Source organism: Streptosporangium canum, assembly GCF_900113865.1.
Classification (GTDB): domain Bacteria; phylum Actinomycetota; class Actinomycetes; order Streptosporangiales; family Streptosporangiaceae; genus Streptosporangium; species Streptosporangium canum.
Genome location: NZ_FOQY01000011.1, coordinates 206,496 through 221,460, shown reverse-complemented (window position 1 = coordinate 221,460; position 14,965 = coordinate 206,496). Strand labels below are relative to the sequence as shown.

The window sequence follows — 14,965 nt, the reverse complement described above, 5'->3', positions numbered from 1 at the left end:
TTCGGGCAACGCGCCCGGGGAGCAAGAGATCCCGCAGTCTTCCGCCGACACGCATGAAGATGGACTATTGGGGCAACGCATCTATGGGCCGCAATGCTCTGCCTCCCGGAACCGGCCGTCCACGCGGAGGCGGGACGTAGTCCTGCCCCAAGGCCGGTCACGGGGACGTTTGAAAAAACGAAGATCTTTTTTTGCCGACTTTTTTCCGGCGGTACCGGGCGTGCCGTCGCTACCTTGAGACGCGATGATCGGACGAATCCCAATCCAGGACATCCACCCCACGGTCGACTGCGGGCGCTACCCCGCCAAGGCCGCTGCGGGCGAGACCTTCGAGATCGCCGCCACCGTGTTCCGGGAGGGACACGACGCGGTGGCCGCCGGAGCCGTGCTCACCGGCCCGGACGGCGTGCGCGGCCCGCTGCTGCGCATGAGAGAGCTGGCTCCGGGCACCGACCGCTGGGGCGTCGAGGTGACGCTGCCCACCGAGGGCGACTGGCATTTCCGCGTCGAGGCGTGGAGTGATCCCATGGCCACCTGGCTCCATGACGCGGGCATCAAGATCCCGCGCGACATGGACGCCGAGCTCATGTGCGAGGAGGGCGCCCGGCTCTTCGAACGCGCCGCCAGGGCCGTACGGCCCGCGGACTGCGGCGGCCTGAGCCGCGGGCCCGCGGCCGTGAAGGCGCCGGGAGGCAAGGCGGCGGGCGGCAAGGCGGCGGGCAAGGCCGCCGGTACGGCCCCCGCCGGTTCCGCGGAGCGGGAGGCCGTCGCGGAGGCCCACGTGTGCGGGCACCGGGCCGCGCTCCTGTCGGTGGCGGCCAAGCTGCGCGACGAGGATCTCGACCCGCGCGCCCGGTTCTCCCTGGCCCAGCTGCCGGAGACGGCGGAGCTGCTGCGCGCGCACCCGCTCCGGGATCTGGTGACCAGGTCGCCCAGGCGCGTGGTCAGGGTCGACCGGCGCAGGGCGCTGTTCGGCTCCTGGTATGAGTTCTTCCCCCGCTCCGAGGGGGCGATCGTCGAACGGGACGCTGCCCCCAAGTCCGGAAATTTCACGACCTCCGCGAAGCGGCTGCCCGCCGTCGCGAAGATGGGCTTCGACGTCGTCTACCTGCCGCCGATCCACCCGATCGGGCACAGCTTCCGCAAGGGCCGCAACAACACCCTGACGCCCGAGCCGTACGACCCCGGCTCTCCCTGGGCCATCGGCTCCGAGGAGGGCGGCCACGACGCCATCCACCCCGACCTCGGCACCTTCGAGGACTTCGACGCCTTCGTGGCCAAGACCCGCGAGCTCGGCATGGAGGTCGCCCTCGACCTGGCCCTGCAGTGCGCGCCCGACCACCCGTGGGTCAAGGAGCACCCGGAGTGGTTCAACATCCGCGCGGACGGCTCGATCGCCTACGCGGAGAACCCGCCGAAGAAGTACCAGGACATCTATCCGCTGAACTTCGACAAGGATCCCGAGGGCATCTACGCCGAGGTCAAGCGGGTGGTACGGCTCTGGATGGACCACGGCGTGCGGATCTTCCGGGTGGACAACCCGCACACCAAGCCGGTGGCGTTCTGGGAGCGGCTGCTGGCCGACATCAACTCCACCGACCCGGACGTGCTGTTCCTGGCGGAGGCGTTCACCCGCCCGGCGATGATGCAGGCGCTGGCCAAGGTCGGCTTCCACCAGTCCTACACCTACTTCACGTGGAAGAACTCCCGGCCGGAAGTCGAGGCCTACCTGAGCGAGCTCTCCCACGAGACGTCACACTTCCTGCGGCCGAACGTATTCGTCAATACCCCGGACATTCTCCACGAATATCTCCAACAAGGGGGAGTCCCGGCATTTTATATCAGAGCCATCCTCGCGGCGACGGCGATGCCAACCTGGGGGGTATACGCCGGATATGAACTTGCGGAGAATGTCCCGGTTCGACCGGGTAGCGAAGAATACCTAGATAGTGAGAAATATCAGTATAAACCGCGTGATTGGGTAGAGGCTGAGCGGGAAGGCCGTAGCCTCGCGCCCTTCATCACGCAACTTAATTTGTTCCGAAGAGCACACCCGGCGCTCCAGGAACTGCGTAACCTACGGTTCCATAGCGTCGACCATCCGGACGTGGTCTGCTTCTCCAAGCGGCTGCCCGGCGCCTACGACACGGCCACACGACGGCACGGCCTGGGCGATGTGGTGCTGACGGTCGTGAATCTCGATCCACACAACACCCATGAGGCGACGGTCTCCCTGGACATGCCGTCTCTGGGTCTCGACTGGCATGCCGAGTTCTTCGTCGACGACGAGCTGTCAGGCGAGTCGTATCGCTGGCGACAGAACAACTACGTGCGCCTCGATCCCCATATCCACCCAGCACACATCTTCACTTTGCGTGCCGCGACGGCGAACCAGCGGTGAGCCGGCCGGGTACGCGATACCGGCAGAACAGCGGGGAGTCCACTGGTGAGTCAGCTACCTGAGCCCATCCCGAACACCTTCGACGAGGAGAAGCCGCGCGATCCGTACTGGTTCAAGCGCGCCGTCTTCTACGAGGTGCTCATCCGGGGATTCGCCGATTCCAACGGGGACGGCACCGGAGACATCCGCGGCCTCATCGACAAACTGGACTATCTCCAGTGGCTCGGCGTGGACTGTCTCTGGCTGCTGCCCCTGTACGAATCGCCGCTCCGCGATGGCGGCTACGACATCGCGGACTTCATGAAGATCCTCCCCGAATTCGGTGATCTCGGAGATTTCATCAAGTTGGTGGACGAAGCCCACAAGCGGGGCATGCGCGTCATCGCCGACCTGGTGATGAACCACACCAGCGACCAGCACCCCTGGTTCCAGGCCTCCCGCCACGACCCCGAGGGCCCGTTCGGCGACTTCTACGTCTGGAGCGACTCCGACGAGCTCTACAAGGACGCCCGGGTCATCTTCATCGACACCGAGACGTCCAACTGGTCCCACGACCCGGTGCGGGGTCAGTACTACTGGCACAGGTTCTTCTCCCACCAGCCGGATCTCAACTACGAGAACCCGGACGTGCAGGACGCGATGCTGGAGGTGCTGCGGTTCTGGCTGGACCTGGGCATCGACGGGTTCCGGATGGACGCCATCCCCTACCTGTTCGAGCAGGACGGCACGAACTGCGAGAACCTGCCCCGGACCCACGAATACCTCAAGCGGGTCAGGGCCGAGGTCGACCGCCTCTACCCCGACCGGGTGCTGCTGGCCGAGGCCAACCAGTGGCCGGCGGACGTGGTGGAGTACTTCGGCGACCCGGCGACCGGCGGCGACGAGTGCCACATGGCCTTCCACTTCCCGCTGATGCCGCGCATCTTCATGGCCGTCAGGCGGGAGTCCCGCTACCCGATCTCGGAGATCATGGCCCAGACGCCGAAGATCCCCGAGAACTGCCAGTGGGGCATCTTCCTGCGCAACCACGACGAGCTCACGCTTGAGATGGTGACCGACGACGAGCGCGACTACATGTACTCGGAGTACGCCAAGGACCCCCGGATGCGGGCCAACGTCGGCATCCGGCGGCGGCTGGCCCCGCTGCTGGAGAACGACCGCAACCAGATCGAGCTGTTCACCGCGCTGCTGCTGTCGCTGCCCGGGTCCCCGGTGCTCTACTACGGCGACGAGATCGGGATGGGCGACAACATCTGGCTGGGCGACCGCGACGGCGTCCGCACCCCGATGCAGTGGAGCCCGGACCGCAACGCCGGGTTCTCCGACTGCGACCCCGCCCGGCTCTACCTGCCGGTCATCATGGACCCGATCTACGGCTATCAGGCGATCAACGTCGAGGCGCAGCAGAAGAGCTCCGGCTCGCTGCTGCACTGGACCAAGCGGATGATCGACATCCGCAAGCGTCACCCGGTCTTCGGCCTGGGGGCGTTCACCGAGCTGAACTCCTCCAACCCGAGCGTCCTCGCCTACGTGCGCGAGTACGGCGACGACCGCATCCTGTGCGTCAACAACCTGTCGCGGTTCCCGCAGCCGGTGGAGCTGGACCTGCGCCGGTTCGAGGGATCGGTGCCCGTCGAGACCATGGGTGGGGTGCCGTTCCCACCGATTGGCGAACTTCCGTATCTTTTGACGCTTCCTGGGCATGGGTTCTACTGGTTCACCCTGCCACCCGTAACCCAGGAGGCGTAAAGCCGTGTTGACGGAGCTCCTTACCGGCTGGATAACCCATCAACGATGGTTCGCCGGTAAGGGGCGGCCGATAGACGAGCTCGGCGTCGATTCCGACGTCGAGCTCTCCCCCGGCCTGCACCATCTGATCATCTCGGTGCGCCAGGGCGAAGCGCGCGACCGCTACCAGCTCCTGCTCGGCACCGACGGGGACACCTCCGGGCGCTACAGCCACGCCCGGATCGGCGACGGCTACTACGACGCCGTCTACGACCCCGACCTCACCGGCACCCTGCTCGCGGGGATGGCCGGGGGCCGCGACCTCGGCCCGCTCCGCTTCCGCCACCTGGAGGGGGTGGAGATCGACACCTCCCTGCGGAGCCTCGTGCTCGGCGCGGAGCAGTCCAACACCTCCCTGGTGTACGGCGAGACCTACATCTGCAAGCTGTTCCGCCGCCTGATCCCCGGGGTCAACCCCGAGCTGGAGATCGTCACCGCCCTGGCCCGGCACGGCGCCGGCCACATCGCGCAGCCGTACGGCTGGATCGAGACCGACCTCGACGGCGAGCCCACCACCCTGGCGATGACCCAGGAGTTCCTCGCCACCGCCAACGACGGCTGGGCCCTGGCCCTGGCCAGCGTCCGCGACCTGTACGCCTGCCTGGACGCCTCGGCCTCCGACGCGGGCGGCGACTTCAGCTCCGAGGCCTACCGGCTCGGCGTGGCCACCGCCGAGGTCCACCGCGAGCTGGCCGCCGCGTTCCCCACCGACGTGATGGAGTCGCAGGAGGTCAAGCAGATGGTCGAGGACCATCGCCGCCGCCTGGCCGGGGTGATCGAGGAGGTGCCGCAGCTCGGCCGGTACGCGCGGGTGGCCGAGGAGGCCTACCAGCGGGTCGCCGACGTGGTCTCCGAGATCCCCGTGCAGCGGGTCCACGGCGACTACCACCTCGGCCAGGTGATGCGCACGACCACCGACTGGGTCGTCCTCGACTTCGAAGGCGAGCCCGGCCAGCCCCTCGCCGAGCGCCGCGCGCTCTCCTCCCCGCTGCGGGACGTGGCCGGCATGCTCCGCTCGTTCGACTACGCCGCCCGCCACCTGCTGGCCGACCACCCCGAGGCCGACGAACTGCGCCCCCGGGCCGTCGAATGGGCCGAGCTCAACCGCTCGTCCTTCCTGGCCGGCTACTCCGCCGGCGGCGGCCGCCTGCACGCCGAGGACGCCGTCCTGCTGCGCGCCCTGGAGCTGGTCAAGGCCGTCTACGAGGTCGGCTACGAGGCCCGCAACCGCCCCTCCTGGCTCCCCATCCCGCTGGCCGCCTTCCAGGTCGAGCGGTAGCGAAGGGACCCGCGACCGGCCGAGGGCGGGCCGGGAGCCCGTCGCCTGGTCAGCCGGCGGAGAACGGCAGGGCGACGAGGTTGTAGGACACGGCGACGGTGAAGAACCCCACCCCGCCCAGCGCGACCAGCGTGTAGGACAGCCGTCCGGCCCACCCCCACCAGCCCTTCCACCAGGCGGCGACGGTGGCCGCCGACACGAGGACCGCGGACACCAGGGCCACGGTCGCGGTGATCCGCAGGGCGGCCGGCCACGGCGAGTCGAGCAGCACGACAGCGGGGTCGGACATGACGGCGGCGAACCCGGTCAGGAAGACGGTGACGAGCGCCCCGGTGATCCAGGCCAGCAACCGGGCCGCGCGGGCACCGGGCGCATGCCGGGGGCGTCGTCTGAGGACCCGCATGGACGCCAGGAGCGGGAACCCGAGGAAGGCGAGCACCAGCACCAGTGCCCCGGAGCCGAGCAGGCCGAGGTGCGGTGCCGGGGAGTCGTACCAGGCGAGCTTCTCAAGGGTCTCCGACGGGTTCGCCGAGGTGCTCAGCACCCCCTTGCCGTCGAAGGCGATCCGGTCCTGGCCGTCGCGTTCCGCGAAGAGGCCGGCCTGGATCCGGATCCAGTGCTGGGTCCGCCGGGCGGGGTCCGGCGACAGCCCGGTGGTCGTCAGGGTGCCGTCGGCGTTGACCGACACGGTCGGTGCCGCGAACAGCGCGGCGACCTTCATGAGACTGGTCTGGCTGGTCCGGGCCGACCGATACGTTCCGGCGAACCCGGACTCCTCGCCACCGCCGCCACCGCCGCCGTCCGTGCGGCCGGGCCGGGACGCCTCGCCACCACCACCACCACCACCGCCGTCCGTGCGGTGCCCCGTGTCGGGGAGATAGCGGTCGACGATCTGGTTGACGAGGGCGGCGCCGTCCCAGGGGGCCACGGTGTCCACCCCGTCGCCGTTGTAGACGACGTAGATCCCGACGCCCTCGTCGGGCAGCAGCGCCATGACGTTGTGGAAGCCGGGCACGTCGCCGTCCTTGTAGACCAGCCGCCGGCCGTTGCGGGGGCGCTGCTCGAAGGTGTAGCCCATGCCGGGCATGCGGGTGTCCTGGGTGTGGTGCTGCCGCTGCATCAGGCGGGCCACGTTCCGGCCGAGCCGGGGGTCGTCCCGCAGCTGGGCGAGCATGAACCGGGCCATGTCGGCGACGGTGGTGGCGGGGCCGGTCCCGGTGGGGGTCCACGGGCTGTACAGGGCCTCCTCAGCGGTCTGACCGTCCCCGGCGGGACGGTGGCCGCGGGCGAGGGCGGCGGCGATCGCGGCCGGATGCGGCACCGCCACGGTGGTGGAGACCATGCCCAGCGGCTTGAGGACGCGCTGGTCGACGTAGTGCGCGAACGGCTGCCCGGAGGCGATCTCGACGAGATGGCCGGCCAGCGCCAGACCGTAGTTGTTGTAGGCCACACGCGTGCCCGGCGGGCGCACCCGTCTCGGTTGCCGCTCGGCCACGCTGCGGCCGAGGGGGGCGACGCCCCCGGGATCGGTCGTGGCGAGCCCGACGATGTCGTCGTCGAAGCCCGCCGTGTAGGTCAGCAGATGCTCAAGGGTGACGGGCCGTCCGGGATAGGTGTCCTTGATCTTGAAGGCGGTGAGGTAGCGGTTGACGTCGGCACGCAGATCGAGCCTGCCCTGCTCCACCAGTTGCAGAACGGCGGTGGTGGTGAGCAGCTTGCTCATCGACCCGGTGAAGAAGCCCGTACGGCTCGCGTCCACCGGCCTGCCGGTCGTGACGTCGGCGACGCCGTACCCCTTCGCGAGAACCGTCCGCCCGCCGGCGACCACGGCCACCGCCGCGCCGGGGATCCTGTCCCTGGCGAGCTGCGCGGGCACGATCCGGTCGACCAGCGCCTCGACGTCGTGCGGCTCGATCCGCGGCCGAGGCATCGGCTCGGCTCCCGCCGGCACCTGGAATCCGGCCACCGCACCCGCGGCGAGCACCGCGGCGAAGATCTTCCTGATGCTCGTCTTCATGACGACAACGGTGCCGACCTGCGCGTACGCGTCGCCAGTGTCACGCACACCAACGGGATATGCAGAACACATAATTCGGACAAAATCGATAGAATGCCCCGCCGTGGCGGTCATTCTCGTGGTCCTGCTGAGTGTGGCCTTCGACCCCTCGCATCCGCTGCCGAGCATGGCGGCGGTCGCGATGCTCGGCCTGCAGGTCGTGCACAGCCTGCCGCGGCTGAAGTGGCTGCGCGGCCCGTGGAGCCTCGCCGCCCAAGCCCTGCTCTTCCCCTGGGCCGGTCCGGGGGCGCCCGGCCTGCTGGCGGCCTCGGTGCTCCTGATCGCGGGCGGGCCGATCCGCTGGGTGATGTTCGCCGGAGTCGTGGCCGCCGCCGGGCTGCTCAACCTCTCGGACGCCTACAGCTGCGCCAACGCCATGGGCAACGCGCTGGCCCAGGGATTGATCGTCTTCGGGGTGACCAGGCTCAGCGACCTGCGCGCCGAGCTGCACGCCGCCCGTGGTGAGCCGGCCGCCGAATCCGTGGCGGGAGAGCGCGAGCGGGCGTCCCGCGATCTGGACGCCGTCCTCGGCTCCAGCCTGTCGGCCGTCATCGGCCTCGCGGCGAAAGGGAGGACCGAGGAGATCGTCGTGCTGGGCCGGGAGGCCGCCGCGCGGGCCCGGGAGACGCCCGGCGCGGCGGTGGAGCTGCCGCGCGGCGATCTGACGCCACGGCTCGCGCTGCCCATCCACGTCGCTGCGCACGCCGGATTCCTGATCGTCTCGGTGATCTACCTGTGGCAGATGCGTCCACCGGCCTGGGTGCTGGCCGGAGCCCTGCTCGCCGTCGCCGGGGTGGTCGGGCTGCAGCTCTACCACTCCCTGCCGCGCCCTCCCGGCGTACGGCCCCGGCACGCCGCCTGGACGCTGCCGGTGCAGCTGGCGCTCGCCTGCCTGCCGCTCCTGTCACCCGACCGGCCCTATCCACAGCTGGCCGGCTTCGCCGCCGCGTCCGTCCTGATCGTCATGTGCGGAAACGCGGCATGGGCCGCGTGGCCGATGTCCGGTGCGATCATCCTGGGCGTCTGCGCGACGCTGCTGCTACGGGGTGTCGCTCCCGTGGAGAACCTCTACTGGACGTTCAACGCGGCGGCGGTCGCGGCGATGCTCTACGGGCTGGCGCTCCACACCGGCCTGGTCTTCCAGGTGCGGGAGGCACGGCTGGCTCTGGCCGAGATCGCGGTCGTCAAGGAACGCCGCCGCATCTCCCGCGACGTGCACGACCTCCTCGGCTCCAGCCTGTCGGCCATCGTGGTCAAAGGAGAGCTGGCCGTACGGACTCCCGAGCGGGCCGAGCGGGAGCTCGCCGACATCGCGCGGATCGCCCGCCGCGCGCTGGCCGACCTGCGCGCCATCCCGCGCGACGACGACCCCGGCCTGTCCCTGGACGCCGAACTCGCCTCGGCCCGCGAGATCCTCACCGCCGCGGGCGTGACCGTCCACGTCGACGCCTCGCGCCGGGCGCCCGTTCCGAGCCCTGTCGACGCGCTGCTGGCCACCGTGCTCCGCGAGGCCGTCACCAACGTCCTGCGGCACAGCCGGGCGGACCACTGCCGCATCGAGGTCGCGTGCGGCGACGGCCTGGTACGGCTGCGCGTGCGCAATGACGGCGCACCGGCCGACGGAGCGGCGGGGGCGCCCGGGGAACGGGCAGGCGGCCAGGGGATCACCAATCTCGCCGAGCGGGTGGCGGCCGTGGGAGGCCGGTTGGAGGCGGCGCCGACCGGCGGCGGGTACGAGCTGTCGGTGCTACAGCCAGTCGGCCTCGGTGGCGATACGGACGGCGTCGAGGCGGTTGCGGGCGTCTAGCTTGGTGACGATCGTCCCCAGGTAATTGCGGACGGTCCCCTTGGTCAGGTGGAGCCTGGACGCGATCTCCGCCGGCTCGGCCCCCTCCGCGGCCACCCGCAGCACCTCGACCTCCCGCGGGCTCAGCGGGTTCCGCCTGCCGGTGATGGCCGCGGCGGCCAGCTGCGGATCCATCACCCGTTCCCCGCCGGCCACCCGGCGGATCGCCCCGGCCAGCTCGGCGGGCGGGGCGTCCTTGAGCATGAACCCCCGCACCTCGGCGGACAGGGCCCTGCGCAGCATCTCGGGGCGGCCCAGCGAGGTCAGGATCAGCACGCGGCAGTCCGGGAGCCGCTCGGCGAGCACCGCCGCCGCCGCCAGCCCGTCGATGTCGCCGGGCATGTTGATGTCGAGCACGGCGACGTCCGGCCGGTGCCGGAGCGCCTCGGAGACGGCCGCGTCACCCGAGGAGACCTCGGAGACCACCTCCATGTCGGGCTCCAGGCCCAGAAGCGCGACGAGAGCCCCCCTGATGAGGTGCATGTCCTCCGCCAGCAGTACCCGGATCACGTCACCTGCCCCTTGAAGCTCGCACCGCCGCCGTTGCCGAGCCAACCCTCTCGCCCGGCCCTTGCCACCCGCAACCCGGGCGCGCTCCTGAGGGCGAGCGCGAAGGCCAGAGCCGGATGGAGGCAGGAGGCCGCCTTCCAGATGGGCCGCTGACGTCCTGCGATGGTGTGGAGACTCAAATTCATCATCGCGGAGTTTTACCGTTCGATGATTTCTCCGTAGCGCCCGGTACCGGACAGGCCCGACACTGGTCCCGATGCGCACGACGGCACCGGAGTCGGACCGAGACAGCGGAGGCGGGTCGACTTCCTCCCCAGGGCTGAAGCCCGGGGTCTCCACGCTCAAGGAGATTCGATGACGACCGAGCCCACCGGACCACCCCCGACGGTGCGACGACCGGAGCTGGACGCGATCCGCACCCTTGTGGTGGTCGGGCTGGTGTTCTTCCACTCGGCTCTGGTGTTCGACACGCGCGACGACTACTACGTCAAGAACGCCGAGACCACCGAGGTGACCACGGTCCTCGCCGGCCTCGGCGTGGTGTGGGCGATGCCGATGCTCTTCCTCATCGCCGGCCTGGGCTCGTGGCATTCGCTGCGCAGGCGCGGCCCCGCCAGGTTCGCGGTGGAGCGGCTGCTGCGGCTCGGTGTGCCGCTGGTGTTCGCGATCCTCACGATCATCCCGGTGCCGCAGTGGCTGCGTCTGCGGGCCGACCCCGGTTATCACGAGTCGTATCTGCGGTTCCTGCCCCGCTTCTTCGACGTGCGCCTGGACCTGCCCGACTTCCCCTTCATCCTGCAGGGCAGGTATTTCGAGACCGGGCACCTGTGGTTCGTGGTGCTGCTGCTCGCGTTCTCCCTCCTGCTGGCGCCGCTGGTCCACTGGCTCCCCCGCGACCTCGGCCGCCGGATCCGCGACCGGCTGGCCACGACGGCGGAGCGGCGCGGCGCGATACTGCTGCCGGCCGTCCCGGTCGCGGCGGTCAGCGCGCTGGCGGGCCTGGAGGAGGGGTTCGCCGCCTGGAGCCGCTGGGCGTACCTGCTCTTCTTCCTGTACGGCTTCATGCTCGCGGCGGACGAGCGGTTCCGGACCGCGATGCGCCGCGACGCGGTACCGGCCGCCGTGCTCGGCACCGTCCTCTTCCTGGTCGGCATGCCGGGATTCCTGGTCGTGGGCAACGTCTTCGGCGGCGACCCCTTCACGGACATGACCCCGCTCGCGATCGGCGCCCGCACGCTGTACGGCGCGACGGGGTGGTGCTGGCTCGTCGCGATCCTGGGGCTTCTCGACCGCCGCCGCCCGGCACCGGGCACCGAGCGGCGCCCGCCGGACGGCCAGGGCCGGAAACAGGGCCGGGGGCGCCGGCTGTACGGCTATCTGGCCGCCGCCGCGCTGCCGCTGTACGTCCTGCACCAGCCGATCGTCGTCGCGGTCGCGTACGGCGTGGTCGGCTGGCACGCGCCGATCCCGGTCAAGTACCTCGTGATCGTCGCGGTCTCGCTCACCCTGACCGTGGCGGCGTACGACCTGTTGGTACGGCGCACCCGGGTGACCCGGTCCCTGTTCGGGATACGCGGGTAGGCGCCTCGGCCCGTGACGCGACCACCGACACGCACTTCGCCGACGAGATCGTGCGCGCGTGGTCGATGCGGGGATTCACCCCGGGCGCCGAGTCGGGCCACGACCACTTCTTCGCGGCGTTCGGCAAGTTCGCGGCACTGGTGCTGAGCGAGAACACGGTGAAGTCGCACGTCCGGGCCATCCTGCAGAAGCTGGACCTGCGTGACCGCGTGCACGTGGTGATCTACGCCTACGAGAACGGGCTCGTCGCTCGCCACGAATTCCATCCTGACGGGCGATACCAGGTTCACCCCTTCGGGTGAGGCCGGACCGATTCCGCCCGGCCTAGCTTCGAGATCGTGCGTTTCCTACGTCTCACACCTCTCAGCGTCGTCATGCTCGTCGGCTGGACAGCCCCGGCCTATGCCGGTGACCAGGAGCTGATCGACGACTACCGCTCCGTCTACGGCACGCCGGGCGTCGCAGCTGCCGTGATCGACGGGTCGTCCGTCGAGACGATCGTCCGCGTCCGGGATGGGGACGACAACGCGGTGACGCCCCGGGCGCCGTTCCGTATCGCGTCCTTGAGCAAGTCGATGACGGCGACGGCGATCATGCTGCTGACGGACCGATTCTCCGTGGACGACCCGGTCGTCAAGGTTCTCCCCGAGTTCAAGATGGCCGATCCGCGCCACACCAAGATCACTCATCGAGCTAGATCCTCGCGCCCGCACGAAACGAGGTCATCATGACCGCGTCCCCCACGCGCTCCAGTTCTGCCAGATCAACTGTTATCGATGTCACGTGGTTCTTCGCGATCGCCGTCCTGCTGTGTTTCGCGCTGTCCGTTCCGATGGTCTTCCGGCTGGTCCCGACGGACTTCTACAACCTGATCACTCCGATCCTGCAACTGACCCCGCTGCTCGCGGCGATCATCATGTGGCTTGCCCGACGACCCGGAACGTTCCGAGAGACGTTCGCCACCAGGTGGCGCGGCACACCCAAGTGGGCCGGCATCGGCATCGGCCTCATCGCCGCGATCGCCGCGATCCAAACCGCCATCGCACTGGCATTGGGGATCTGGCAGCTCAACCCGCTTGACCAGATCTTCGCGGCGACCATGTGGATCGTTCCGGTCTTCCTCATGCAGTCGGTCTTCGCCATCGGCGAAGAGTTCGGCTGGCGCGGCTGGCTGGCGACGCGCGCCGCGTCATGGGGATTCTGGCCGCTGGCCCTTGTCAGCGCTCTGGTCTGGATCGTCTGGCACCTGCCGGTCCTCGCCGTCATCGGTGATCGACCACCCTGGGACATCGTTGTCTACTTCGCGGGCATGCTGCCATGGGCGCCGCTGTTGCTCGCACTTCGCTGGCAGTCGGGGAGTGTCTGGCCCGCGGTTCTGACGCACGGAGCGATCAACAGCGTCCGGGTGTACCTGCTGCAATCCGTCCCCAACGCGACGGATCACCTGCTCATCGAAGTGATCGGCTGGGTGCTCACGCTCGCCGCTGCCGTGTGGCTGATGCGCCCGAGCCGGGCGCAGCTCGTCCGCGGGTCTGTTGAAGGTTAGGTTGATTCCCTGCTCGAGTTTGGCCGTTATCCCGTTGCGTAAGCCCAAGCCAGAGCCTCGTCCTCGATCAGCGCCGCCTCCACCTTGACCTGCCCGGCCATGAAGTCCACCGCAGCCCGCGGAACGTCCTCGCGCCGGGGGAAGCGTGCTTCCAGCTCGAAGAACTTGAGCATCAAAGCGAAGCCGAGTCGGGTGGCCCCGGTTTTGTTCGCCGGCAGGGCGAACTCCTCCTCATCCAGCGTCCAGCACTCGATCAGGTCCTCCAACTCCCACTCGCGCCGCTCCCCGGGCGGCGTCGGCATTTCGCCCACGCTACGCCTGCCCGCCATCCGGCCCGCGACGGCAGTTAACGATCGGCCGATTTGATCCAGCCGACACACCTCTCATTGATGCCGATTCAGCCCTTTGGTGGAAATATGCGATATCGCCCACTCGCTCTCCTGGCCGCCGCGGCGATCGCGCTGGCCGGCTCGCCCGCGCTCGCCGCGGTTCAGGCCCAGTCCCCCGCCGGCGACCCCGCCGACGCGACCCTGCTGGCCCGCGCCACGCTCCCCGCCTACACGCCGGCCCCCGGCCCCGCCACCGGAGCCTTCAGCGACCCCAACAACGGCATGGTCCCGCCCTATCCCAGCCAGGTCGTCCTGGGCATCTCCTCCGTGCTCCCCGCCGGCAACGGCTCCTACTGGGCGATGCCGGACAACGGGTTCGGCACGAAGGGCAACTCGGTCGACTTCCTGCTGCGGCTGTATCACTTCACCCCGCACTGGGAGACGGCACGCGGCGGCGCCGGGACCATCGACGTGGGCCGTTTCCTCTCGCTGCGCGACCCGGACCACAGGATCCCCTTCCCGATCGTCAACGAGAACACCGCGGACCGGCTGCTCACCGGCGGCGACTTCGACGTCGAAGCGGTGACCCGGGTGCCCGACGGGTCGATGTGGATCGGCGACGAGTTCGGCCCGTTCCTCCTGCACTTCGACCGCACCGGCAAGCTGCTCCAGGCGCCGGTCGCCCACCCCACGCTCAAGGCCCCGCAGAGCCCGAACCTGGCGAACGGCGAGACGCCGACGGTGCAGGGCAGCCGCGGCTACGAGGCCCTCGCCTCCTCCCCCGACGGTCGCTACCTCTATCCCGCCGTGGAGGGAGGCCTGCCGGGCGACGACAACCGCTTCCGGCGCCAGATCCACGAGTTCGACACCCGCGCGAACCGCTACACCGGCCGTACCTGGCAGTACCGGACGGACGGCGAGGACCACCGCATCGCCGACATGCAGTCCCTCGACGCCAACCGGGCCGTCCTGATCGAGCGGGAGGACGACGAGGGCCCGGCCGCCACCTTCAAGCGCGTCTACCTCATCGACCGGCGCCACGTCGACGCCGACGGTTTCCTCGTCAAGACCGAGATCGCCGACCTGCTGGACCTGCGCAACCCCGCCCTCATCGGCTCGCACGACCCGGCCGGGGGCTACGGCCTCGGCAACCCCTTCAAGTTCCCCCTGCAGTCCGTGGAGGCACTGCTTCCCTTGCCGGGCAACCGGATCCTCATCATGCAGGACAACAACTTCCCGGACAGCACCGGTCGCGTCCCCGGCAAGACGGACGCCACCGAGATGATCGTCATCGGTCTCCGCAACCTCGGGAAGGGGAGCACGCAGGACTGACTCCCCGGCCGGGAGTGACCGGCCTCAGCCGTCGCCCACGGCAGCGGGCGACGGCTGACGCCTCACTCCCGATGATCCGCGGGAGGGCGTGAGCCGGCACCGAGTGGCTGTCGTTCCGCGCGGGGAACAGCGCCCGCGTCCACGAACTGGCGGTCGGCAGGCTGATGAGCGTCGTGTCCGACCGGCACGTCGAGATCATGCGGGACGATCTCGGCGAGATCCTCTACGAAGCCACCCGGCGCGACGTGGAGTACCTCTTCGGCGACTCCATCGCCGCCATGGACGAGAACGCCGACG

12 protein-coding genes are annotated in these 14,965 nt (G+C 69.6%); 9 read left to right on the top strand and 3 right to left on the bottom strand.

All coding sequences use genetic code 11. The features are described from left to right. The first annotated feature begins 244 nt into the window (after positions 1–244). The 3 genes from BM085_RS18765 to BM085_RS18755 are packed head-to-tail and all read left to right on the top strand — an operon-like array spanning position 245 to position 5,468. Positions 245–2,401 carry an alpha-1,4-glucan--maltose-1-phosphate maltosyltransferase gene (locus BM085_RS18765; protein ID WP_093888242.1) on the top strand — a complete coding sequence of 719 codons (2,157 nt, stop codon included), beginning with the start codon at positions 245–247 and terminating at the stop codon, positions 2,399–2,401. A 45-nt stretch (positions 2,402–2,446) separates the two neighbouring features. Then, positions 2,447–4,150 carry a maltose alpha-D-glucosyltransferase gene (treS, locus tag BM085_RS18760; RefSeq protein ID WP_031160496.1) on the top strand — a complete coding sequence of 568 codons (1,704 nt, stop codon included), beginning with the start codon at positions 2,447–2,449 and terminating at the stop codon, positions 4,148–4,150. 4 nt (positions 4,151–4,154) lie between these two features. Then, complete coding sequence (locus tag BM085_RS18755; protein ID WP_093888241.1) at positions 4,155–5,468, top strand: maltokinase N-terminal cap-like domain-containing protein; 1,314 nt, start codon at positions 4,155–4,157, stop codon at positions 5,466–5,468. A gap of 49 nt (positions 5,469–5,517) precedes the next feature. Here the strand turns inward: BM085_RS18755 and BM085_RS18750 are convergent, their stop codons facing one another. Beyond that, the gene (locus tag BM085_RS18750) at positions 5,518–7,485 is read right to left on the bottom strand and encodes a serine hydrolase domain-containing protein (RefSeq protein ID WP_245789410.1); all 1,968 of its coding nucleotides are present in this window, start codon (positions 7,483–7,485) and stop codon (positions 5,518–5,520) included. 103 nt (positions 7,486–7,588) lie between these two features. Between BM085_RS18750 and BM085_RS18745 the strand changes: the two genes are divergently transcribed. Then, complete coding sequence (locus BM085_RS18745) at positions 7,589–9,331, top strand: sensor histidine kinase (RefSeq protein WP_177245162.1); 1,743 nt, start codon at positions 7,589–7,591, stop codon at positions 9,329–9,331. Here the strand turns inward: BM085_RS18745 and BM085_RS18740 are convergent. Further along, positions 9,272–9,880 carry a response regulator transcription factor gene (locus tag BM085_RS18740; protein WP_093888239.1) on the bottom strand — a complete coding sequence of 203 codons (609 nt, stop codon included), beginning with the start codon at positions 9,878–9,880 and terminating at the stop codon, positions 9,272–9,274. The genes BM085_RS18745 and BM085_RS18740 overlap by 60 nt on opposite strands. Positions 9,881–10,234: 354 nt before the next feature. Between BM085_RS18740 and BM085_RS18730 the strand changes: the two genes are divergently transcribed. Genes BM085_RS18730 through BM085_RS18715 form a run of 4 tightly spaced genes read left to right on the top strand, consistent with a single transcriptional unit; the run spans position 10,235 to position 13,007 of the window. Next, the gene (locus tag BM085_RS18730) at positions 10,235–11,461 is read left to right on the top strand and encodes an acyltransferase family protein (protein ID WP_093888237.1); all 1,227 of its coding nucleotides are present in this window, start codon (positions 10,235–10,237) and stop codon (positions 11,459–11,461) included. Between the two features lie 50 nt (positions 11,462–11,511). Beyond that, a complete protein-coding gene (locus tag BM085_RS18725) occupies positions 11,512–11,763 on the top strand; it encodes a response regulator transcription factor (RefSeq protein WP_425443267.1) in 252 nt (83 codons plus the stop codon). 36 nt (positions 11,764–11,799) lie between these two features. Beyond that, on the top strand, positions 11,800–12,192 hold the full coding sequence (locus tag BM085_RS18720) for a serine hydrolase (protein WP_245789409.1): 393 nt from the start codon (positions 11,800–11,802) through the stop codon (positions 12,190–12,192). Beyond that, positions 12,189–13,007 (top strand): CPBP family intramembrane glutamic endopeptidase, encoded by an 819-nt coding sequence (locus BM085_RS18715; RefSeq protein WP_093888235.1) that lies wholly within the window; start codon positions 12,189–12,191, stop codon positions 13,005–13,007. Before BM085_RS18720 ends, BM085_RS18715 begins: the two co-directional genes overlap by 4 nt. Positions 13,008–13,033: 26 nt before the next feature. On the opposite strand, the gene BM085_RS18710 is transcribed toward BM085_RS18715, so the two are convergent. Beyond that, positions 13,034–13,309, bottom strand: a complete 276-nt coding sequence (locus tag BM085_RS18710) for a DUF4158 domain-containing protein (protein WP_177245161.1) — start codon at positions 13,307–13,309, stop codon at positions 13,034–13,036. Between the two features lie 114 nt (positions 13,310–13,423). Here BM085_RS18710 and BM085_RS18705 point away from each other — a divergent pair, with 114 nt between their 5' ends. Beyond that, entirely contained in the window at positions 13,424–14,668 is a 1,245-nt protein-coding gene (locus tag BM085_RS18705; RefSeq protein ID WP_093888233.1) for an esterase-like activity of phytase family protein, read from the top strand. The last annotated feature ends 297 nt before the right edge of the window (positions 14,669–14,965 follow it).